Here is a 20,762-nt window from a genome sequence, read left to right on the forward strand (position 1 = left end):
TTCCGGGCTGCTCTTGTCGGGCTCGCTCCGGGCGCTGATTCCAGTCAGCAGGTCCGTGGGGTGTCGCCGTCCTGATCGGCCGAGTGAAGCAGTTCGATGACACGTTCCTCGTACCGGACGCGCGCCGGGGAGAAGTCGTACGGCATCTTGCCGATGGCCTCCATCGGGCTCATCCTCGCCTCGCCCTCCTCCTCGCCGGCGTGCTCGTCCTCCTGGTCGAGGAGGATTTCGAGGGCCTCGTCCAGGCCGGACCTGTCGATGATGGCTCCCAAGGCGGTCTCATGAGCACACCGCTGGGCGGCCAGGTCTTCGACGCGGGGGTCGTCGGGTGACATGGTGTCGTCCAGGGCCGTCTCGGCCTCGGCCAGACGGTCTTCCTCGGCCCGCAGCCCGGGGTGGGTGGCCAGGACGATGAACCGGTTGGCCTGGACGGCGGCGCCCAGAGAGCCGAAGACACGCTCCGTGACCAGCAGGGTATCGAGATCGGCCGGGCGCAGGGACCCGGGCGGCAGATCACGCAGGCGGCCACTGACCAGCGGTGAGAGCAGGCCCAGAGGGCTGCCCACCTCGCGGAGGCGGTGGACGGCGGCCCGCTGGGCCTCGATGGCGGCCGCCTTGGAGACGAGGGACTCCTCCAGCCGGGCCAGGGACTCCTCGATGCCGGTGGCGCCCTCGAAGCCGGCCCGGATGTCGTCCAGGGAGACACCCGCGTCAGCCATCCTGCGGATCCACAGCAGGCGGATCATGTCGTCGTATGCGTAGCGGCGGCGGTCGTCGCTGCCGCGTTCCGGTTCGGGGAGGAGCCCGATGGCGTGGTAGTGGCGGATGGCGCGGGGTGTGGTCCCGGCGAACGCGGCGGCATCGCCGATCTTGACCCGGCGGGGAATCGCAGGAAGGGGCATGCGCGGAAACCTCTCAATGTCGTGCTCGCCGCCCACTGGACCACATGCCGCTACGGCACATGCAAACCCCGCTGCCGTAGACGCGCCCCGCGCTCCCGCACCGTCGAGGGCCGTACGGATCACTGCACGGGCAGAGAAGGCGCCGGCCGTGTGGGAGTCGGGTTCGTGTCCGCTGGGGAGCTGTTCAGGGAGTCACGATGGGGAAGGTGCGATCCGGCTCGTCCAGGACCGACATGAGCCGGGTGAGCAGGGACCGGTCGCCGTCCATGGTGATGCCGTCGGTGCCCCGGCCGGCGAGCAGGCTCAGGAGCCGGGTCTTGGTCATCGTCATGGTGAGGCCCGCGCCGGCGGCCTGCCGCGGGTCGGCGGTCCAGGTGAGGAGCCCGTTGGCGAGGCGGAGTCGCCAGTGACCGTCGTCGACGTGCCAGTCGATCGTGAGGTCGATCGCCCACGCCTTCGGACCGTTGACTCGGACGGCGAGACCGTCGATGAGCTGTCCCACGGTCAGGGCCTGGTGCATGTCGGGGCCGAGTGTCGACCCGGCGCCGGGGGTTACGCCGTGGGTGAGTTCCCGCGCGCCCGTGAGATAGAAGTTCCGCCAGACGGCGTTCTCCATGGCCTGGCCCAGGCGGGTGTAGAGCGCGGCCAGGTCGCGGCGGGCCCGCCTGTCGTCCGGATCGTTGAAGACGGCGTGGTTGAGCAGGGTGACGGCGAAGCGGAGGTCTCCCCGGTCCGCGTAGTGCCGGGCGCGGGCACGGACGGCGGACTGGCCGCCGAGAGTCTCGACCCAGCGGCGGGCCTCCTCGACCGGGGGGTGTTCCCACAGATGGGCGGGGTTGCCGTCGAACCAGCCCATGTAGCGCTGGTAGACCGCCTTGACGTTGTGGCTGAGGGAGCCGTAGTAGCCGCGGTTGGCCCACACCGATTCGAGTTGGGGCGGCAGCCGGAAGTTCTCCGCTATCTCGGTGCCGGTCAGGCCCTGGTTGATCTGCCGGACGGTCTGGTCGTGGAGGTAGCCGTAGAGGTCCCGCTGGTGGGTGAGCAGTTCGACGATGCGGTCGTTTCCCCAGGTGGGCCAGTGGTGCGAGGCGAAGGCGACGTCGGCGCTCCCGGTGTAGAGGCCGATCGACTCGGTGAGGTAACCGGCCCAGGCGTGGGCGTCGCGTACCTGCGCGCCGCGCAGGGTCACGATGTTGTGCATGGTGTGGGTGGCGTTCTCCGCCATGCAGACGGCGCGCAGGTCGGGGAAGAGGAAGTTCATCTCCTCCTGGCACTCGGTTCCGGGAGTCATCTGGAAACGGATCCGGACTCCGTCGAGGGTCACCTCCTCGCCCGTGGCCTCGATGGAGCGGGTGGGAGGGATGAGACCGACCGTGCCCAGTGAGACGGTCAGGCCGAGTCCGCACCCGACCTGGCCCGTGACGCCGGTGGGGAGTCTCGAGCCGTACATGTAGGAGGCGCGGCGGGACATGGCAGGGCCGGCGTAGACGTTCTCGCTCACGGCGTGCTCCATGAAGCCGCTGGGCGCCAGGACGGGCACGTCCCCGGCGCCGTCCGGCAGCACGCCCCTGCAGCCGCCGAAGTGGTCGACGTGCGGGTGGGTGTAGATCATCGCGCGCACGGGGCGTTCGCCCCGGTGGTCGCGGTAGAGGCGCAGGGCCGCGGCGGCCGTCTCGGCGGAGATGAGCGGGTCGATGACGATGACGCCGGTGTCGCCTTCGACGATCGTCATGTTGGACAGGTCCAGGCCCCTGACCTGGTAGACGCGGTCGGTGACCCGGTACAGGCCCTGACGCGAGAGGAGCCGGGCCTGGCGCCACAGGCTGGGGTCCACGGTGTCGGGCGCCGGCCCCTCGGCCTCGTCGAGGAATCGGTAGGCGTCGGGGTCCCAGGCGGTCCTGCCGTTCTCCGTGGTGATCGGGCCGCCCGTGAAGGCGGCGACGAAACCCCGGTGCGCGTCGGCGAAGTCGCCGGTGTCGTCGTAGGGGAGGTCGTCGGTGCGCGTCGGTGTCGGGGTCCCGGGCCGGTGGGGGCCGGAAGCCGCCTGTGCGGTCTGCGGGTTGAGCGAGACGGCTGCGGCGGCCGCGCCCGCCGTGGCGGCGACGAAGCCGCGCCTGTTCATCGGCGTCATGCGGAGGGTGACCTTTCTGGGCCGGTCGGACGTCACGGCACGCGAGTGCGGACGGGGTGCCCGCCGTCGGCCGCGACCGACGTCGACCACTATTGCAGTATGACTGCAATAGTGGTCAAGGGTTCGTCCCTCACGGGGTCGGTCGGGCGGGACGGGGACCGGCTTCGCGCGGCCCGTCGGGCCGGCTCCGGACAGGCTCCACTCAGCGTGTCGGACCGCTCAGCAGGGCCCGGAGCGCGAGACGCATCGCGGAGCGGGCGGCTTCCTCGGCCAGGCCGCGCCGGGTGCGCAGGTGGTCCCACACAGCCCAGGAGGCAGCGGCCTCCACGGCGTCCAGCAGGCCGCCCGGCCGCAGCGCTTCCGGGTCCTGTCGCAACTCCGGGGCGAACATCGCGGCCAGATCGTCACGGAAGAACGCGTCGCCCCGCGCCATCACCTGCCGCAGTCCCGGTGACTCCGGCTCCAGGGCCAGCCCGACCCTGCGGATCGGCGTCATGACCTCGTACATCCGGGCGCGCTGGGCGAGGAGCGCGTCGACCTTGTCCGCGGTGGCCCACTCGGGCGCGACGGGTTCGGCGAGCGCCCGCCACCGTTCCGCCTGCCTTTCGGCCGCGGCCACGTAGAGCGCCTCACGGTCGGCGAAGTGCACGAACGCCGACCGTTCCGACACCCCGGCCCGCTCGGCGACGGCCTTCCGGGTCGGCTCACCCGCGCCCTCGGTGATCAGTTCGAGGAGCGCGTCGAGGAGGACCGCGCGCGTCCATTGCGGATCGCGCCGCCGTCGAGGCTCCCGTCCCGCCGTCCCGCCGTCCTGACCCGCGCCGCGTCCGCTCACGGTCGGCCATCCTGCCACCCGCGCGCACCTGGGCGCGCCCACCCGTACCGGCCGGGCCGGGCCGACGGCGCGGGGCGGATGTCCGCCGCCCGGCGCGGTGCCCGTCAGTGGTGCAGGGCCAGCATCTTGGCGATGCCGTTGCGCTGGATCTCCGAAGTGCCGGTCAGCACACGGAACATGCGGATCTTGCGGAAGAGGAACTCGATCTCGTTGCCCTGTGTGAGCCCTTCCTTGCCGTGGATCTGCACCGCCTCGTCGAGGATGCGGAAAGCCGACTCGGCGACGAAGAGCTTGCACATGAACGCCTCGGTGTGGACCTCACGGCCCTCGTCGAGGGCGGCGAGGGCCGCGTACGTCATGGAACGCGCGGCGTACAGGCCGGTCGCCATGTCGGCGACCTTGTGCTGGATGGCCTGGAGCGTGAGCAACGGCTGACCTTGCGCGACCAGGCGGGTGCGGGCCCTGTTCAGCGTCAGGTCCAGTGCGCGGCGGGTGGCGCCGAGCACGGTGGGGCAGTGCAGCAGCCGGTTCGTGGTGACCCGGCCGAGTGCGATGCGCATCCCCGTGCCCTCCTCCCCGAGCAGGTTCGCGGCCGGTACCCGGCAGTCGTCCAGCACGATGTCGCTCTCGATGTGCTCACCGGACATCGGGGTCGCGCCGTCCTCGACGCGGCAGCCGGGGCTGTCGAGGTCCACGAGGAAGGCGGAGAAGCGGGGCTTGTCGCCGGTCTGCTCGCCCGTGCCGGCCATGCGGGCGACGACGATCGCGAAATCGGCGAACGGGCCGGCGGAGGAGAAGACCTTGTGCCCGGTCAGCCGGTAGCCGTCGCCGTCGCGTACGGCGACGGTGCGCATGGAGCGCACGTCGGAGCCCGCGTCGGTCTCGGTGAGGGAGAAGCAGCACGCGCGCTCACCGCGGATCAGCGGCAGCAGGTAGGTGTCCAACTGGTGCCGGGTGGCGTGCTGGAGGATGTCGCCCGCGCGCAGCGGGCCGCCCATGTCGCCCAGGACGCAGTGGGACAGGACGCGGCCACTGGCTCCGAGCTCCTCCTTCAGCGCGGCGAGCTGGGTGTAGGTGAGGTCCTGTCCGCCGTACTCCTTCGGCAGGTGGACGCCGTAGAAGCCGAGTTCGCGGCTGCGGCGCCAGACCGGTTCGAGATCGGCGCGGGTGAGACGCCCCGTGTGCGTGATGCCGCGCTCGCGTTCGTAGTCGGCGAGCTCGCCGTCGAGGTAGGCGCGCAGGCGGTCGACGAGTTCCGCCGTGCGCGGGTCGTCGTGGACGGGACGCAGTGAGAAGGTCACGGATGCTCCTGAGGGAACGGGCGAGGCGGAGTCAGTTGACGCGACGGGCGGCGTGCGCCCAGTACGGCTCGCGCACGGCTTTGCGGTCGAGCTTGCCGTTGCGGTTGTGGGGCAGTGCGGTCACGAAGTCGACGGCGCGGGGCTTCTTGAAGCGGTCCAGGCGCTCGGCGCAGAAGGCGATCAGCTCGTCGGCGGTGACGCCGGTGTCCCCGGGACCCGGTACGACTACGGCCCTGACCGCCTCGCCCCACGTCTCGTCGGGCACCCCCACCACACAGGCCTCCTGGACGGCGGGGTGCTCGTAGAGGGCGGCCTCGACCTCGGTGCAGTAGATGTTGAAGCCGCCGGAGATGATCATGTCCTTCTTGCGGTCGACGAGGAACAGGTAGCCGTCCTCCCGCATCCAGGCGAGGTCGCCGGTGTGCACCCACCCGTCGCGGAAGGTCTCCGCCGACAGTTCGGGCTCCCGCCAGTACTCGCGCACGCAGTCCGGGCCCCGCACGATGACCTCGCCCACCTCGCGCGGGCCGGGTTCACGGCCTTTCTCGTCGACCACGCGCACCTCGGTGTCGTAGGCGGCGCGCCCGCACGACTGGAGCAGCTCCGGGTCCTCCTTCACGGCGCGGGCGACCTCCTCGGCACTCAGGCCCGCGACCACGCTGGTGGTCTCGCCGAGCCCGTACCCCTGGGCGACGACGGGCCCGAAGAAGTCCACCGCCTCGCGCAGACGCTGTGGCGAGATGGGCGCGCCGCCGATCCGTACGCTGGTCAGCGAGGAGAGGTCGTGGCGCGCCGCGTCCGGATGGGCGAGCACCATGTTCACCATGGCCGGGACGAGGAAGGTGGCCGTGACGCGTTCCCTCTCGACCGTCTCCAGGAAGCTCCGCGGGCTCCAGGTGGGCAGGACGTACGTCGTGGAGCCGCCGAACACGCCGGCCAGCAGGCCCATGCCGGTCGCGTGGGTGATGGGGCCACAGGCGAGGTAGCGGGTGCCGGGGCGAGGGCGCGACTCGTCGGACATCAGCTGCTTGCGCATGTTGGCGAGGCGATTCCCGACGGTCTGCACCGCTGCTTTCAGCGCTCCGGTGGAGCCGGAGGTGAAGTTCAGGACACAGGGATCGTTCTCGCTCTGCTCGACGAGGAAGGGAGCGGCGTCGCCCTCGGTCAGCAGGGTCGCGTAGGTGACGGCGGACGCATCGGGCGACTCGGTCCCAGCCGGGGTGTCGTCGAGCGGGACGGGCAGGCAGCCGGTGCCGGCCGCGGCGATCGCGGCGAGGGCGTCCTCGCGGTGCGCCGCGTCGAAGACCAGGGCGCGCACGGGGGCATAGCGCAGGAGGTGCTCGATCTCGCCCCGCCCCAGACGGGCGTTGATCGGGGCGCGCGTCAACCCGGCCTTGTACAGGGCGAATTCGATCTCCACCAGTTCCCCGCGGTTCCAGGCCACGGAGGCCACCGCGTCGCCGGGGCGCAGACCCCGGGCGGCCAGGGCGGAGGCGAGACGGTTCGCCGAGTTCTCCAGCTCGGCGAAGGTCCAGGACCGGTCACCGCACACCAGCGCCGGAGCCTGGGGCCAGTAGCGGGCGCTGCGCGACAGATAGGTGCCGAGGTTCATGAAGCCCTACTCCAGAAAGCAGTAGTTGGACGATCAATTCATTTGCGAACAGCTTGTTCAGTAAGTTGTGAGGTGTCAAGGGTCTCCTACACTGGACGCGCCGACGCGTGATGACCCGAGGAGAGGTGGCTTCGTGGCCGAGGACAGACGGACGAGGCGGTCACGCCGCTCCCTGGGGGCGGCTCTGGTGGAGCTGGTGCTGGAGCGCGGCTTCACGGCGCTGACCGTCGAGGACATCACCGAACGGGCGGACGTGGCCCGCGCCACGTTCTACGCCCACTTCCGCGACAAGGAGGCTCTGTTCGCCCGTGTGACGGCCGACCTGCTGGCCGGTCTCGCCGAGCGGTTGGAGCCCACCGTCGCCGACAGCGCGGTCGGTTTCACCGGCAAGCCGGTCCTGGAGATGCTGCGGCACGCCCGCGAGGAACGCGACCTGTACCGGATCGTCCTGCGGGGCGAGGGCGACGGCAAGCCACTGCGGATGTTCATGGACGCCGTCGCGCGGGCCACGGCCGAGGAGTTCCGCGCCCGGGCGGAACGCAACGCGGTGCAGCCGCGCATCGACCCCGAGCTGCTGGCTCGTGTGTGGGTGGGCGAGCAGATCGCCGTGCTGCGCTGGTGGGTGGAGCAGGAGACACCGTCGCTGCCCGCCGAGGAGGTCGTGCGGATGCTCCTCGACCTGGCCCTGCGGGGCAGGTACTGGGCCAGCGGCTTCGAGGCGTCGGCCTGAGGCGGACGGCTCCGCGCCGCGCCCCGGTGACCGGGCCCCGGGGACGGGCTCGGGCACCGGCGGCGGACGCTCCCGCGGAGCGGGTCAGCCCAGCCCCAGCCGCCGGGCGTCCCGTTCCGGCCGGATGGTGACCAGGGCGACGACGGCGCAGACCAGCATGACGGCGGCGGACAGCAGATAGGCGTGCGTGTAGCCGGCGCTCCGCGTGGCGGCGGAGTCCAGCAGGTGTCCGGTCAGGTACGGGGAGACCAGCCCCGGCAGGGTCCCGGCGGCGGCGACGACGCCGAACACGGCACCGCGCTGGATCGTGGGCACCACGGCCGACGCGGTCATGTAGTGCAGCGGGAAGACGATGGCGTGACCGCCGAACGCCACGGCGAGCAGGACGAGATGGGCGCCCCTCCCGTCGACGAACGGGAAGGTCGCCATGGCCAGTGCGGCGACGGCGACCGCGGCACCCTGCGGGGCGCCCGTCGACCACCGGCTCGATCGGCCCCGCCGCCGGAGGGTGTCCACCAGCACGGGCACCGACAGCAGCAGTACGAGGCTGAAAGCCGATATCGCGCTGATGACCGTGGCGGCCCCGCCCGGTGACATGTCGAGCTGGGTGCGCAGATAGGCGGGCAGCCAGGCATGGCTGAGCGCCAGTGCCCAGGAGGCGCCGAAGGCGGCGGTGATGGACCCGAGCACCGTGCCGTTGAGCAACAGGCGCCGGTACGGCAGCCGCTGCGGCGGCGCGGACGCGGGCGTGACGCCGGGGGAGGGGTCGCCGGCGGGCCGGTGCCTGCCCGCCCGGCCCGTGGACTCCCCGCCGTACGGGCCGTCATGACCCACCCACCACCACAGAAGGCTCCACACCGCGCTCGTGACCGCGAGGACCACGAACGCCGAGCGCCAGCCGAAGCTGGTGATGAGCCAGGTGACGACCGGCGCGGCGATCAGCATGCCGAGGGCGGCACCGCTGATCTGCAGCGCCGACGGCAGGCCCCGCCGGTCCGCGGGGAACCATTTGTACAGTGCGTGCATCGACATCGACGCCGCCGGTCCCTCGGCCGCCCCGAGCAGTACCCGCCCGGCCACCAGCGCGGGCACCGATGCCACGAGCAGCACCGGCAGTTGGGCCACCGCCCACAGGGCGGCCATGGTGAAGAGCAGAACCCGGCTGGAGACGCGGGCCGAGACGAAGCCGACAGCCAGCCCCGAGAGGCTGAACAGCAGCGAGAACGAGCTGGAGATCATCCCGTAGGTGCTGTTGCTGATCCCGAGCTCGTCCATGATCGGGACGGCCGCGAGCCCCAGCACCGACTTGTCCGCGTAGTTGATGAGCATGAACGTCACGATCATCGCGGCGATCAGCCACGCGTGTCGCCGGTCGAACGCCGGTCGCGGCGGCGATCCCTCGTCCTCGGTGCCGGGGGAACCGCCCACGGCACCGAGCGGCGGGGCGGACGAGGACGGTTCGGCCATGGGGGCACACTCCTGCGGCTCGGGAGGAAAGGGTGCGCAAGCGGCGGGGGGAGTGTGCGCCCTGGGCACACGTCGCCCGCGCCCCGATGCGTGGCAGCCGTACAAAGGATTGCCATACAGGCTGTCTGTTAACAATCGAAGTATTTGTAAACTAGCCCGCCGTTGCCCGCGCGTCAACGAATGCTGCGAGCGGAGAGCGACCCCTGTCCCCGTAGATGAACACTCTGTACGGTAACGGCGATACTGTTCGATAAGGCAGAGAAGAGCGGAGCGACGCATGACCGAGGCAACCCAGCTGGGCGACCTGACGTGGACGCGCGGCTACACGGACCCGGCCTGGATCCGCCGCTTCACGTCCTCCGGCCGAGAGCTCTCACCGAGCCGCCGTGTCTGGCGGGGCCCCGACCGCCACCGGGACCTACCGGGTGGTGCCGCCGTCCTCGGGGGCGTCGAGAACCCCGAAGCCGGCACGTCCGAGCTCGATGCCCTCCCCCTGGAGCTGGACGGCGGCGCCACGGCCACCCTGCCGGACCTGTTCGCCGCCGCGCAGACGGACGCCCTCCTCGTGCTGCATCGTGGTTCCCTGGTGTACGAGCGGTACCCGCACGGCGCCGAACGGCACACCCCGCACTTCAACGCCTCGGCGGCGAAGTCCTACATCGGCCTCATGGCGGCCGTACTGGCGCACCAGGGACTTCTGGACCGGGCCGCCCGGACGTCGTTCTACGTGCCCGAGCTCGCGGGGACGGCCTTCGGCGACGCGCGGATCGACGACCTGCTGCACATGGGCACCCAGGTCTCCTACGCGGGCCGGCCCTTCGACAAGTCCATCGAGGCGCAGCGGTACTTCGCCGTGATCGCCCCGAGACTGCGCCCCTTCGGCTACAGCGGCCCCACCACCATCCGGGAGCACCTCCTGACCGCCCGCGCCGTCGGCGCGCCCGGGAGTGGGTTCGTTTACGAGAACGGAAACGTCGAGGCCCTCGCCGAAGTCCTGCGCCGGATCACCGGCGTGAGCACATCGGCTCTCCTCGGGGAGCTGCTGTGGTCCAGGATCGGAGCCGAGGAGGACGCCTACTACGTACTCGACGGCGACGGTGTCGAGGCGGCGAGCGGCGGCTTCAGCGCCACGGCGCGCGATGTCGCCCGCCTCGGGGAGATGCTGCGCTGCCGGGGCGCGGTCGGGGACCGGCAGGTGGTGCCCGAGGAGGTGGTCACGGATATCGTCGGCGGCGTCCCCGACGGCTACCCGCGCCGCGTGCGCCTTCCGGCCGCACCCCCGACCTCTTCGGCCACGTTGTCGTACCACGACCTGTGGTGGATCCCCAACGACGCCCACGGCTCCTACATGGCCAGCGGCATCCACGGTCAGCGGTTGTTCGTGTCACCCGGGCTCGACCTGGTCGTCGTCCACTTCGGCTCCCAGGTGGTCTCTCCCGCCGTGCCGGTCGTCCCGCTCGTCCAGGCGTTTCTGCGACTCGGCGTGCACCTTGACTCGACGGCGGGAGCGGCGACGCGGTGATCCCTGCCGGCGTCCCGGACGCCGACCGGGATCTCGCGGGTGCGAAGCCTGCCGTCCCGACTGCCCGGACTGTCCCGACTGTCCCGACCGAGGACAGCCGCGGACCGAGGGCGGTTCCGGAGCGGTCCGGGACCGCCCCCTCGACCAGTGGGCCACGGAAGCCGGGTGGACCCGGGGCCGGTCCGGTGGCGTCGCGGACGCTGCGGCGTGCCTGGCTGCTCAGGCGGTATGCCCGATATATCACTGTCGGGTGCCCTGTCCTCCTCCCGTCCCCGTGCCCTCGCGCGGACCCGCATGACCGCACTCATCCTCGGTCACTTCGCGCTCGCGCTGTTCGCCGCGCCGTTGGTGAGGTGGTGGGGCACCCGTGCCTTCCTCGTACTGGCCCTGCCGCCCGCGGCGGCGACCGCATGGGCGGCCACCCGGTGGAGCACGACGGCAGCGGGCGGCGCCGACACCTTCGAGTGGGCCTGGCTGCCCGCCTACCACGTGGACTGGGCGCTGCGGCTGGACGCCCTCGCCGAACTCATGGTGCTGCTCGCCGCGGGAGTGGGCACCCTCGTCCTGGTCTACTGCGCCTCGTACTTCGACGACCGGTCGAGGCAGCTGGGCAGATTCGCCGGGAGCCTCCTGGCCTTCGCCGGGGCGATGCTCGGCCTGGTCCTCGCCGACGACCTGATCCTGCTCTACATCTTCTGGGAACTGACGACCGTCTTCTCCTACCTGCTGATCGGCCAGACCAGCGACCACAAACGGAACCGGCGCAGCGCCCTGCAGGCCCTGACGGTCACCACGCTCGGCGGACTGACCATGCTCGTCGGCTTCCTGATTCTGGGTCACCAGGCGGGCACCTACCGGATCTCGGCGATCCTCGCCGACCCGCCGCCCGCGTCGGCGGCGCTGTCCACGGCGATCGTGCTGATCCTCGTCGGCGCCCTCTCCAAGTCAGCGATCTGGCCGTTCAGCCTGTGGCTGCCCAACGCCATGGCCGCCCCCACACCGGTCAGCGCCTATCTGCACGCCGCCGCGATGGTCAAGGCCGGCGTCTACCTCATCGCCCGGCTCGCCCCCGCCTTCGCGGAGGTCACCCCCTGGCGACCGCTCCTGCTCGTCCTGGGCTCCGCGACGATGCTGCTGGGCGGCTGGCGGGCGCTGCGCCTGCACGACCTCAAACTCGTCCTCGCCCACGGCACCATCAGCCAGCTCGGCTTCCTCACCGTCCTCACCGGCGCGGGCCGTCACGACACCGGCCTCGCCGCCACCGCCATGATCCTCGGTCACGCCCTCTTCAAGGCCCCGCTCTTCCTGGTCACCGGGATCATCGACCACGCCACCGGCACCCGTGACCTGCGCAGACTCTCCGGGCTAGGGCGCCGACTGCCCGCCGTGTGCGCGGTCGCCGTGATCGCCGGACTGTCCATGGCAGCCGTACCGCCGCTGCTCGGCTTCACCGCCAAGGAGGCCGCCTTCCAGGCCCTCCTGGACGGCGACACCGCCGACCGCTGGGCGCTCGCCGCGACCGTCGTCGGCTCGGCCCTGACCACCGCCTACACGCTGCGCTACCTGTGGGGCGCCTTCGCCCGCAAGTCCGGCGTCCCCGACACCGACGCGCACGCCGTCCCGCCGGCCTTCCTCGCGCCGCCCGCCGTGCTGGCCCTGGCCTGCCTGGTGCTCGGACCCGGCGTGTCCTGGCTCCAGGGGCTTCTGGGCACCTACGCCGGGCAGTTCCCCGTACCCGCCCACCCGTACCACCTGGCGCTGTGGCACGGGGCGGGCCTCGCCCTCGGACTGTCCTGCGCGGCCTGGGCGGGCGGGGTCCTGCTGTTCCTCGCCGCGGGCCCCGTCTCGCGGGCCGGACACACCCTCGCCTGGCGCTCCGCCGACCGGGTCTTCGGGCGGTTGCTGCTCGCCCTGGAGCGCACCGCCCTGCAGTGCACCGGATTCGTGCAGCGCGGCTCGCTGTCGGTGTATCTCGTGACGACCATGAGCGTGGTCCTGGCCGGTCAGATCGCCGTCCTGCTCGCGGACGAACCCTGGGTCTCGGTACCCGCCCCGCGGCTGTGGGACCACCCGGCCCAGGCCGGTGTCGCGCTGCTGACCTGCGCCGCCGCCCTGCTGTGCCTGGGGGTGCGGCGCCGGATGAAGGCCGTCGTCCTCGCCGGCCTCACCGGGTACGGCACCGCGCTGCTCTTCGTCGCGCAGGGCGCCCCCGACCTCGCCCTGACCCAGTTCTGCGTGGAGACCGTCTCGATGATCGTCTTCGTGCTCGTGCTGCGCCGGATGCCGGTGTACTTCGAGGAGAACTACAGCCGCCGGCGACGCGTCCTGCGGATGCCGGTGGCGCTCGCGGGCGGCGCCGCGGTCGCCGTCGTCGTCTGGATCATGGCGGGACACCGCCGGGCCGACAGCGCCGGGTCGGCGATGGTGGAGGAGACCGCGCACCACGGTCTGAAGGATGTGGTCGCGACGATCCTCGTCGACCTGCGGGCCTGGGACACGATGGGGGAGTCCGCGGTGCTCGCCGCCGCCGCGATCGGCGTCACCAGCCTCATCTACCTGCACCGCCGCACCGACGCCGCCGAACAGCCCGTACTGCCGCTGCCCGGGGACCATCCGCAGGCGGGCCTGCGCACCGCCTGGCGGGCGAGCCCGTACGAATCGGCGGGCCTGCCCAGCGGCGACGAGGGGGCGCCGGAGCGGACCTGGCTCGCGGCCAGCTCGACCCTCGCCCCCGAGCGCCGCTCCCTCGTCCTGGAAGTGGTGGCGAGCCTCATCTTCCACCCCATCCTCGTCCTCTCCGTCTACCTGCTGATGTGCGCGGAGAACCTGCCGGGCGGCGGCTTCGTCGCGGGCCTGACCGCCGGCGTCGCCTTCATCGCCCGCTATCTCGCGGGCGGGCGGCACGAACTCGCCGACGCCGTGCCCGCGAAGCCGGGCCTGTTCACCGGCCTCGGCCTGTTCCTGTCCACCGGGGTCGCGCTCGGAGGCCTCGCCGAGGGCACCGTGCTGCACGGCTGGACCTGGCACGGCCACCTGCCGATCTGGGGCGACGCCCACCTGTCCACCGCCGTCCTCTTCGACTGCGGGGTCTACCTGCTCGTGCTCGGCGTGGTCCTGGACATCGTGCGGGCCCTCGGTGCCCGCATCGACCGGCAGATCGAACGGGCCGCCGCCCAGGGCGCCGCACGCTCTCAGGCGGGCCCCGCATGACCGTGAGCCTCGCCCTCCTGGTCGCCGCCGCCGTCCTCACCGCCGTCGGAGCCACCCTGCTGCTGACCCGGTCCCTGACCCGGATCCTGCTCGGCGCGGTCGTCCTCGGCAACGGCGTCAACCTGCTGGTCCTCGCCTCGACGGGCAGCGCGGGCGCCGCGCCGCTGCTCTACCCGCACGTCATCCGCAACCGGGTCACCGACCCGCTGCCCCAGGCCATCGCCCTCACCGCGATCGTCATCACCCTCGCCACCACCGCGTTCCTGCTCGCCATGGCCTACCGCAGCCACCAGGTCACCGGCTCCGACGAGATCAGCGACGACACCGAGGACCGGCTGGTGGCCCTGCGCGCCGAGTTCCTCGACCGGCGCGGCGAACTACGGGACCACTACCGGGAGCTGCGCGCCGATCAGGGCACCACCCCCGAGCAGCGCGCCCGCTACCGCGCCGCACGCAAACGGCTGCGCCGCCGGGTCCGCGAGGAACGCGCCTACCAGGCCCGCGCCAACGACGTCTCCGGGAACATCTGGAACGACATCCTCGGCGCCGACCCCGAGGACTACCGGGAGGGACGGGAGCTGGGCTCCACCGACGCGGCCGGCCGGCCCGGCCCGGCACCGGCCCGCGTGGCCGGGCCGTCCAACGACCCCGAGGAGACCGGCCGCGAGCCCGACTCCCACCCCGGCGAGGACTCTGGCCACCCGCCGCCCGACCAGCCCGACGACCCCGAGGGCGCCGGCACGGAAGGAACCAGTTGAATCCTCTCCCAACTGACGCAGGGAGATTCCTGGCTCACGCTGCCTCCCGGGTCAGCGACCAGGCAGGTCTTCCACGATCAACACCAGCCGGGTTGAAACCAGCCCGGTTTGGAACCACGAAGTTGGAGGTGCGTGTGCTGTCTTGGTTCTCGATCAGCACGGTGTACGCGCTTGGTTCTCGCAACGCACGACTCGCAGCTTACCCGGTCCCGAGGCCGGAGGTCCGCCCTGCAGGCACATCGCCGATTCCACCCGGGACTGAAGACCGGGGCCTCCTTGGAGGTTTCCGGTGAACGCGCTCGTCCCGCTCCCCGTCCTGCTGCCCCTGTGCGTCACGGGTCTGAAGCTGGCCATCGGCCCCCGGCTCCAGCGGTTCCAGCGCTTCATCAGCCTCGCCGTGCTCGGCGCGGTCCTCGTGCTCTCCGTGCTCCTCATGGTGGCCGCCGACCGCCACGGCCCGCTCAGCGTGCACCTCGGCGACTTCGCGCCGCCGATCGGCATCACCCTCGTCGCCGACCGGCTCGCGGGCCTGATGCTCACCGTGTCCAGCGCCGTCACCCTGCTCGTCCACCTGTACTCGCTGGGCCAGGGCATGGCCGACCGCGACGACCAGGCGCCGGTCGGCGTCTTCCACCCCGCCTACCTCATCCTCGTGGCGGGCGTCTCCTGCACCTTCCTGGCCGGAGACCTCGTCAACCTCTACGTCGGCTTCGAGATCATGCTCGTCGCCAGCTTCGTCCTGCTCACCATCGGCGGCACCGCGACCCGCATCCGGGCCGGTTCGACGTACGTGATCATCTCGCTGTTCTCCTCGGTGCTCTTCCTCGTCGCCATCGCCATGACCTACTCGGTGGCGGGGACCGTCAACTTCGCCCAGCTCGCGGGGCGGCTGCAGGAGATCCCGCTCGGGGCGCGCACCCTGCTGGAGGCCATGCTGCTGACGGTCTTCGCGATCAAGGCGGCGGTGTTCCCGCTCGCGGCCTGGCTGCCCGACTCCTACCCGACCGCGCCCGCGCCGGTCACCGCGGTCTTCGCCGGCCTGCTGACCAAGGTCGGCATCTACTCGATGCTGCGCACCCAGACCCTGCTCTTCCCCGGCCACCGCCTCGGCGACCTGCTGATGCTCGCCGCGCTCGCCTCCATGGTCGTCGGCATCCTCGGCGCCGTCGCCCAGACCGACCTCAAGAGGGTGCTCTCCTTCACCCTCATCAGCCACATCGGCTACATGGTCTTCGGTATCGCGCTCGCCGGACGCGGCTCGATCAGCGGGGCGATCGTGTACGTGGCCCACCACATCACCGTGCAGACCACCCTCTTCCTCGTCGCCGGGCTCATCGAGCGGCGCGACGGCACCACGGAACTCACCCGCCTCGGCGGCCTGGCGAAGGCCGCGCCGCTGCTCGCCGTGCTGTTCTTCGTACCCGCCATGAACCTCGCCGGCATCCCGCCGCTCTCCGGGTTCATCGGCAAGCTCGGACTGATGCGGGCGGGCGTCGACAACGGCGGCGGCTGGGCCTGGGCGCTGGTCGCCGGGTCCGCCGCCACCAGCCTGCTCACCCTCTACGTCATGGCGAAGGTCTGGAACCTCGCGTTCTGGCGCGACGCCCCGCCCGGGGCCGAGGACGAGGGCAGGGTGCTGGAGTCCGCCGAGGACGAGCCGGGCGACGACGAGGACGACGAGGACGAGAAGGCGACCGGCTCCGGGGGCGGCCTGCCGGTACCCGCGGGGGCCGTGGTCTCCGCCGGCTTCCTGGGGCAGGCCATCACCACCACCAGACGACTGCCCTGGCCGATGCTGGTGGCGACCGGCGCCGCCGTCTCCCTCGGCCTGCTCTACACCGTGCTCGGCGGCCCCCTCACCACCTTCACCGAGGCCGCCGCCGCCGAACTCCTCGCCCGTACCCCCTACATCGAGGCGGTGCTCGGCCGATGAGCAACCTCTTCCGCGACCGTTCCCCCTACAGTTGGTCCTTCCGCGTCGGCGGGGGCCGACGCATCCTCGACCTGCCGCTCATCGCCTGGCTCACGGTCATCTGGATGCTGCTGTGGGGCACCCCGTCCTGGGCCAACCTCGTCAACGGCGTCATCGTCGCGGTGGGTCTGTGTCTCGCCTTCCCGCTGCCCGCCGTCGACCTCGGTCTGCGGCTGCGCCCGCTGGGCATCCTGCGGCTCGCGGCCCATCTGCTGTACGACATGTACTCCTCCAGTGTCGAGGTCACCCGGCAGATCTTCGCCAAGGGCCCGTACCACGCCGCGGTCGTCGCCGTACCGCTGCGGGTGCGCAGCGATCTCATGCTCACGGCCACCGCCGTCGCCGTCTCCAACGTTCCCGGCGGCTCGGTGATCGAGGTGCGCCGGTCGACGGCCACCGTGTTCCTGCACGTCCTCGACGCCGACGACCCCGGGGAGATCGAGAGCGCCCAGCGGTCGGTGTGGCGCATGGAGGAACTCGTCGCCCGCGCCTTCGGCACCGCCGAGGACATCGCCCACGTCGCCCGGCCCGTACCGGAAGGGGACGCCTCACCGTGACCACCCTGCACGCCGTCGAAGAGGCCATGCTGGTCGCCTCGCTCGTGATGATCCTCGTCGCCGGCGCCCTGCTGCTGTACCGCGTCTGGTACGGCCCCTCGATGCTGGACCGCGCTGTCGCCCTGGACGTGGCGGCGGCGCTCATCATCGCCGGCATCGCGGTCAAGGCCGCCCACGACGGCGACTCCTTCTACTTCCCCGTGATGCTGGTGCTCGCCTTCCTCGGCTTCTCCGGCTCGGTGGGCATCGCCCGGTTCATCGCCGTACGCGACCGGCCCCCGGTGCGGGCGGGCGGCAAGGAGGACCACAGATGAGTGTCTGGGTCGAGGCCGCCGACCTGACCGGGACGGTCCTGCTCTTCCTCGGCTGCCTGCAGTGCCTGCTCGGTGTGATCGGGATGCTGCGCCTGCCCGACGTGCTCTCCCGGAGTCACGCCGCGACCAAACCGCAGACCCTCGGGATCCTTCTCGTCCTCGTCGGGGTGGCGCTGCGGCTGCGCCACGGCATCGACCTGGGCACGCTGGCGCTCATCGTCTTCTTCCAGTTCCTCACCAGCCCGGTCGCCTCCCACCTGGTGGCACGCTCCGCCTACCGCACCGGCCAGACGGGGTCCCGGGGCCTGCTCCGGGACGACCTGGACCCGCAGTTGAGCGACGGGGAGCGGCAGGGGGAGTAGCTCCGGGGAGCGTTCAGAGCACGCAGCCCACATGTGCCAGCGCCTGCTTCAGCAACACCCCGTGCCCGCCCGGCATCTCGCTGCGGACCGCCTCGGACAGCGCCTCCTGGGGGCTGAACCAGACCAGGTCGAGCGCGTCCTGCCGTGGCCGGCAGTCGCCGGCCACCGGGACGACGTAGGCGAGGGAGACCGCGTGCTGACGGGGATCGTGGTACGGCGTGACGCCGTGCGTCGGGAAGTACTCGGCCACCGTGAACGGCTGGAGCGAGGTCGGCACCCGGGGCAGCGCCACCGGGCCGAGGTCCTTCTCCAGATGACGCAGCAGGGCGTCCCGGACCCGCTCGTGGTGCAGCACCCGGCCGGAGACCAGCGTCCGGCTGACCGTTCCGTCGGGCCCGATGCGCAGGAGCAGGCCGACGCTGGTGACTTCGCCACTGTCGTCGACGCGCACGGGCACGGCCTCGACGTACAGGATCGGCATGCGGGCGCGTGCCATCTCGAGGTCGTCGGTCGACAGCCAGCCGGGCGTGGTTTCGGTCATGTCAGACATCGCTTGATCATACTTTCAGCCGTTCCTGCTCCCCGGGCGGCGCTCCGGGAGTGTGACCGGTCCCACGCCGCTCGGCCTTCGCGCACCAGTCCGCCGGGCAGGCGAACAGCCGGCGGACCGAGCGATGTCCGTCGCGCACCATTGTGCCGTCCGGTGATCACGGTGTCCGGGTTTCGCCCGAGGTGCGTCCACGACGATGCCCCGCGCCGCGCCGGGTGACGCGCCACGGGGCGTGCTGCCGGGGCCCTCCCGGCGGAAGGTCAGTCCAGGTTGGTGGGCTGCGGAGAGGGGGTGCCGCCGTTCAGGACGGTCTTCAGCCGCTCGGTTCCCTGTCGCGCACCCTGTTCCACGGACGAGATCTCGTCGCCGTCCAGGCCGCCGCCGGTGACGGTGAGGGCGGACGTGCCGACGCGTACGGCGGCGATGTCCAGGGTGAGCGTGGCCGGGTTGTCGGCGGCGGTGCCCCGCACGGTCACGTGCAGGCCCTCACGGGCGTCGCCCACGTCGGGTACCGAGGACTCGGTCACCTGGACCGTGCGCTTCTCGCCGTTGTCGTCGGTGGCGGTGAACTCGTCGCACTTCTGCGGCAGGGAGTCCAGCCACTTCAGGCGGTCGTCCAGCCCGGCGCGGTCGTAGCCGGCGACCTGCTCCAGCAGGCGGGAGTCTCCCTGCTCGAAACCGGTGAGCGCCGACGGGCCCGATGGCTCGCCCAGCAGGTCGTCGCGGTAGAGCGAGTCCAGCAGTTTCTGGCAGTCGGCGGCGTCGGTCTTCGCGGTGAGGAAGTCGGACACGTCGACCTCGCCGACGAGCAGCCGGTCGCGCCACTTGTCCGCGTCCCGGACCTGGTTCCAGCCGTCCTCCAGGTCTGCCTCGGTGAGCAGGGCGGCCTTCGCGCCGGACTCGGTGAGGGCGGAGGCGGAGGCGCTGGGCGAGCCGGTGGGAGAACCCGTGGAGGAGCCGGTGGGGGAGCCCGTGGGGGAGCCCGTGGGTGCCTTCTTCGCCGCGCCCTCCTCGGCGGCCCGGGCCTGTGCGGCGGTGTCCGAGGCCGCCCCCGACCCGCCGCCCCCGTCCGAGCAGGCCGCTGTGGTCAGCAGCGCGCCCGCCGCCAGGGCGGAGGCCAACAGACGGGCGGGGTGGGACGGACGACGGCTCATCGCGGATGCCTCCTGGGACGTGACACGGTGTCCTCAGCGCATCACCGCCCCCGCGGACGCACCAGCGCTCATGGCTGTTCGGGTGACCGGCAGCCGGCGCCGGGAAGGCTCACCCGGCGCGGTCGAGGGTGTCCCGCGCGACCTCCTTGTCCACCGACGCCCGCACCAGCGCCGCCGCGAGGACGGCCGGTTCCGTCGACCCGGCGAGGTCGAGGAGCCGGTCCGGGGCGCCCGGCAGGCCGAGCCGCTCCGCGCCCTGGAGGGCCTTGCGGTCCAGGTAGGGGGCTGCCTCGGGCCAGACGCACTGGGCCTCGCGCAGGAAGATGTCCGCGCCGGTCGGACCCACGCCGGGGAACTCCTGGAGCAGCCGCCGCACTTCGGGCACCTCGCCGTCCGCCTCCTTCCGCAGCCGGCGCAGGTCCCCGCCCCACCGCCCGGTCAGCAGTTCGGCGGCGTCACCGAGCTGGGTGGCGGTGCGCTCGTCGTAGCGCCGGTAGCCGCCCCGGCCCAGCGCGTCCACCCGTTCCTGCCAGTCGGCGTCGGCCATGCGGCGCGGGTCGCGCAGCCCGGCCTCGTACAGGGCACGGGCGGTGGCCACGGCGACCGAGCCGCGGATGCGGGCGCTGAGCAGATGGGCGAGGACGAGCAGTCGGTACAGCGGCTGCGGGGTGTCCTTCAGCCGGATGCCCGCTTCCTCGGCGTACGTCCGCCCGTGCGCGCCGACGAGTTCTCGTACGACGCGCCGCTGGTCACGGCTCACGGCTATGGCTTCAGCGGGTCGTGACCGACCGTCATGAGCCGGTGCCTGAGCCGGGTGTCGTCGGACTGGGGCTCGTTCTCCAGGTCGGTCTGCGACGTCACGGTGTCCACCACCTTGCGCATCGCCCGGAGGTCGTCCTCCGTCAGGTCGGTGCGCCGCTTCTGCAGGATCGCCAGGACGTGCTGACCGAGCGGCGAGCCGGCGTCGTCCGGCAGCGGCTCGGTCAGCTCACCGGAGTCGCGTACCCGCAGCCAGTCCGCGAGTTCCGCGGAGGTCATGTTCACGACGCGGTGGAAGTCCTCCCACAGCGCGTCGAGTTCGAGGGCGTCGGCCATGAGGTGCCCCTCTTTTCGTCGTGCGTATGTGCGTACTGCGCGGTCGTACGGAGCAGGGCGACGCGCTCCTCCTCGCAGGTGCCTCCCCACACGCCCGACGTCTGCCCCAGGTCAAGGGCGAACGCCAGGCCCGGGGCACGCACCGGGCACCGGGCGCAGACGCGTCTTGCGGCCTCGGTGTCCCGAAGGGCCGGCCCGGCCGTGCCCACCGGGAAGAACAGCTCGGGGTCCTCATCCACGCAGGCGGCGCGGCGCAACCACTCCATGGAGGCGCGGGTGCCCAAGGGAGC

At 72.0% G+C, this 20,762-nt stretch carries 19 protein-coding genes; 8 read left to right on the forward strand and 11 right to left on the reverse strand.

The window, feature by feature from the left end:
* Nucleotides 1–44: 44 nt before the first annotated feature.
* From QC283_RS07485 to QC283_RS07505, 5 genes are all read right to left on the reverse strand, one after another.
* Nucleotides 45–902, reverse strand: coding sequence for a MerR family transcriptional regulator (locus QC283_RS07485; RefSeq protein ID WP_279560578.1), 858 nt, complete (start codon nucleotides 900–902; stop codon nucleotides 45–47).
* A gap of 184 nt (nucleotides 903–1,086) precedes the next feature.
* Nucleotides 1,087–3,033 (reverse strand): alkyl/aryl-sulfatase, encoded by a 1,947-nt coding sequence (locus QC283_RS07490; RefSeq protein WP_279560579.1) that lies wholly within the window; start codon nucleotides 3,031–3,033, stop codon nucleotides 1,087–1,089.
* A 202-nt stretch (nucleotides 3,034–3,235) separates the two neighbouring features.
* Nucleotides 3,236–3,868 carry a TetR/AcrR family transcriptional regulator gene (locus QC283_RS07495; protein WP_279560580.1) on the reverse strand — a complete coding sequence of 211 codons (633 nt, stop codon included), beginning with the start codon at nucleotides 3,866–3,868 and terminating at the stop codon, nucleotides 3,236–3,238.
* Nucleotides 3,869–3,972: 104 nt separating this feature from the next.
* On the reverse strand, nucleotides 3,973–5,169 hold the full coding sequence (locus QC283_RS07500; RefSeq protein WP_279560581.1) for an acyl-CoA dehydrogenase family protein: 1,197 nt from the start codon (nucleotides 5,167–5,169) through the stop codon (nucleotides 3,973–3,975).
* Between the two features lie 31 nt (nucleotides 5,170–5,200).
* Nucleotides 5,201–6,781: an AMP-binding protein gene (locus QC283_RS07505; protein ID WP_279560582.1), complete on the reverse strand. Its 1,581-nt coding sequence runs from the start codon at nucleotides 6,779–6,781 to the stop codon at nucleotides 5,201–5,203.
* A 133-nt stretch (nucleotides 6,782–6,914) separates the two neighbouring features.
* On the opposite strand from QC283_RS07505, the gene QC283_RS07510 reads away from it, so the two are divergent.
* Nucleotides 6,915–7,511: a TetR/AcrR family transcriptional regulator gene (locus QC283_RS07510; protein WP_279560583.1), complete on the forward strand. Its 597-nt coding sequence runs from the start codon at nucleotides 6,915–6,917 to the stop codon at nucleotides 7,509–7,511.
* 84 nt (nucleotides 7,512–7,595) lie between these two features.
* Here the strand turns inward: QC283_RS07510 and QC283_RS07515 are convergent, their stop codons facing one another.
* Nucleotides 7,596–8,978 (reverse strand): MFS transporter, encoded by a 1,383-nt coding sequence (locus QC283_RS07515; RefSeq protein ID WP_279560584.1) that lies wholly within the window; start codon nucleotides 8,976–8,978, stop codon nucleotides 7,596–7,598.
* Nucleotides 8,979–9,255: 277 nt separating this feature from the next.
* Here QC283_RS07515 and QC283_RS07520 point away from each other — a divergent pair, with 277 nt between their 5' ends.
* From QC283_RS07520 to mnhG, 7 genes are all read left to right on the forward strand, one after another.
* Nucleotides 9,256–10,500: a serine hydrolase domain-containing protein gene (locus tag QC283_RS07520; protein WP_279560585.1), complete on the forward strand. Its 1,245-nt coding sequence runs from the start codon at nucleotides 9,256–9,258 to the stop codon at nucleotides 10,498–10,500.
* A gap of 294 nt (nucleotides 10,501–10,794) precedes the next feature.
* The gene (locus tag QC283_RS07525; RefSeq protein WP_279560586.1) at nucleotides 10,795–13,710 is read left to right on the forward strand and encodes a Na+/H+ antiporter subunit A; all 2,916 of its coding nucleotides are present in this window, start codon (nucleotides 10,795–10,797) and stop codon (nucleotides 13,708–13,710) included.
* The gene (locus QC283_RS07530) at nucleotides 13,707–14,468 is read left to right on the forward strand and encodes a Na(+)/H(+) antiporter subunit C (RefSeq protein ID WP_279560587.1); all 762 of its coding nucleotides are present in this window, start codon (nucleotides 13,707–13,709) and stop codon (nucleotides 14,466–14,468) included. Before QC283_RS07525 ends, QC283_RS07530 begins: the two co-directional genes overlap by 4 nt.
* Nucleotides 14,469–14,757: 289 nt before the next feature.
* Nucleotides 14,758–16,401, forward strand: coding sequence for a Na+/H+ antiporter subunit D (locus tag QC283_RS07535; protein ID WP_279560588.1), 1,644 nt, complete (start codon nucleotides 14,758–14,760; stop codon nucleotides 16,399–16,401).
* Nucleotides 16,398–16,997: a Na+/H+ antiporter subunit E gene (locus QC283_RS07540; RefSeq protein WP_279560589.1), complete on the forward strand. Its 600-nt coding sequence runs from the start codon at nucleotides 16,398–16,400 to the stop codon at nucleotides 16,995–16,997. The genes QC283_RS07535 and QC283_RS07540 overlap by 4 nt, the downstream gene beginning before the upstream one ends.
* Before the next feature lie 26 nt (nucleotides 16,998–17,023).
* Complete coding sequence (locus tag QC283_RS07545; protein ID WP_383524972.1) at nucleotides 17,024–17,311, forward strand: monovalent cation/H+ antiporter complex subunit F; 288 nt, start codon at nucleotides 17,024–17,026, stop codon at nucleotides 17,309–17,311.
* Nucleotides 17,308–17,673 (forward strand): monovalent cation/H(+) antiporter subunit G, encoded by a 366-nt coding sequence (gene mnhG / locus QC283_RS07550; protein WP_279560591.1) that lies wholly within the window; start codon nucleotides 17,308–17,310, stop codon nucleotides 17,671–17,673. The genes QC283_RS07545 and mnhG overlap by 4 nt, the downstream gene beginning before the upstream one ends.
* Before the next feature lie 13 nt (nucleotides 17,674–17,686).
* Here mnhG and QC283_RS07555 read toward each other — a convergent pair whose 3' ends face one another.
* The 5 genes from QC283_RS07555 to QC283_RS07575 form a co-directional block, all read right to left on the reverse strand.
* Nucleotides 17,687–18,214: an NUDIX hydrolase family protein gene (locus tag QC283_RS07555; RefSeq protein WP_279560795.1), complete on the reverse strand. Its 528-nt coding sequence runs from the start codon at nucleotides 18,212–18,214 to the stop codon at nucleotides 17,687–17,689.
* Between the two features lie 269 nt (nucleotides 18,215–18,483).
* On the reverse strand, nucleotides 18,484–19,377 hold the full coding sequence (locus QC283_RS07560) for a hypothetical protein (protein ID WP_279560592.1): 894 nt from the start codon (nucleotides 19,375–19,377) through the stop codon (nucleotides 18,484–18,486).
* Nucleotides 19,378–19,486: 109 nt separating this feature from the next.
* Nucleotides 19,487–20,137, reverse strand: a complete 651-nt coding sequence (locus QC283_RS07565) for an endonuclease (RefSeq protein WP_279560593.1) — start codon at nucleotides 20,135–20,137, stop codon at nucleotides 19,487–19,489.
* A gap of 2 nt (nucleotides 20,138–20,139) precedes the next feature.
* A complete protein-coding gene (locus QC283_RS07570) occupies nucleotides 20,140–20,472 on the reverse strand; it encodes a DUF3140 domain-containing protein (RefSeq protein WP_279560594.1) in 333 nt (110 codons plus the stop codon).
* Complete coding sequence (locus QC283_RS07575) at nucleotides 20,418–20,738, reverse strand: WhiB family transcriptional regulator (RefSeq protein WP_279560595.1); 321 nt, start codon at nucleotides 20,736–20,738, stop codon at nucleotides 20,418–20,420. Before QC283_RS07575 ends, QC283_RS07570 begins: the two co-directional genes overlap by 55 nt.
* Nucleotides 20,739–20,762: the final 24 nt, after the last annotated feature.

This window comes from Streptomyces sp. DH41 (assembly GCF_029813785.1).
Taxonomy (GTDB): Bacteria; Actinomycetota; Actinomycetes; order Streptomycetales; family Streptomycetaceae; genus Streptomyces.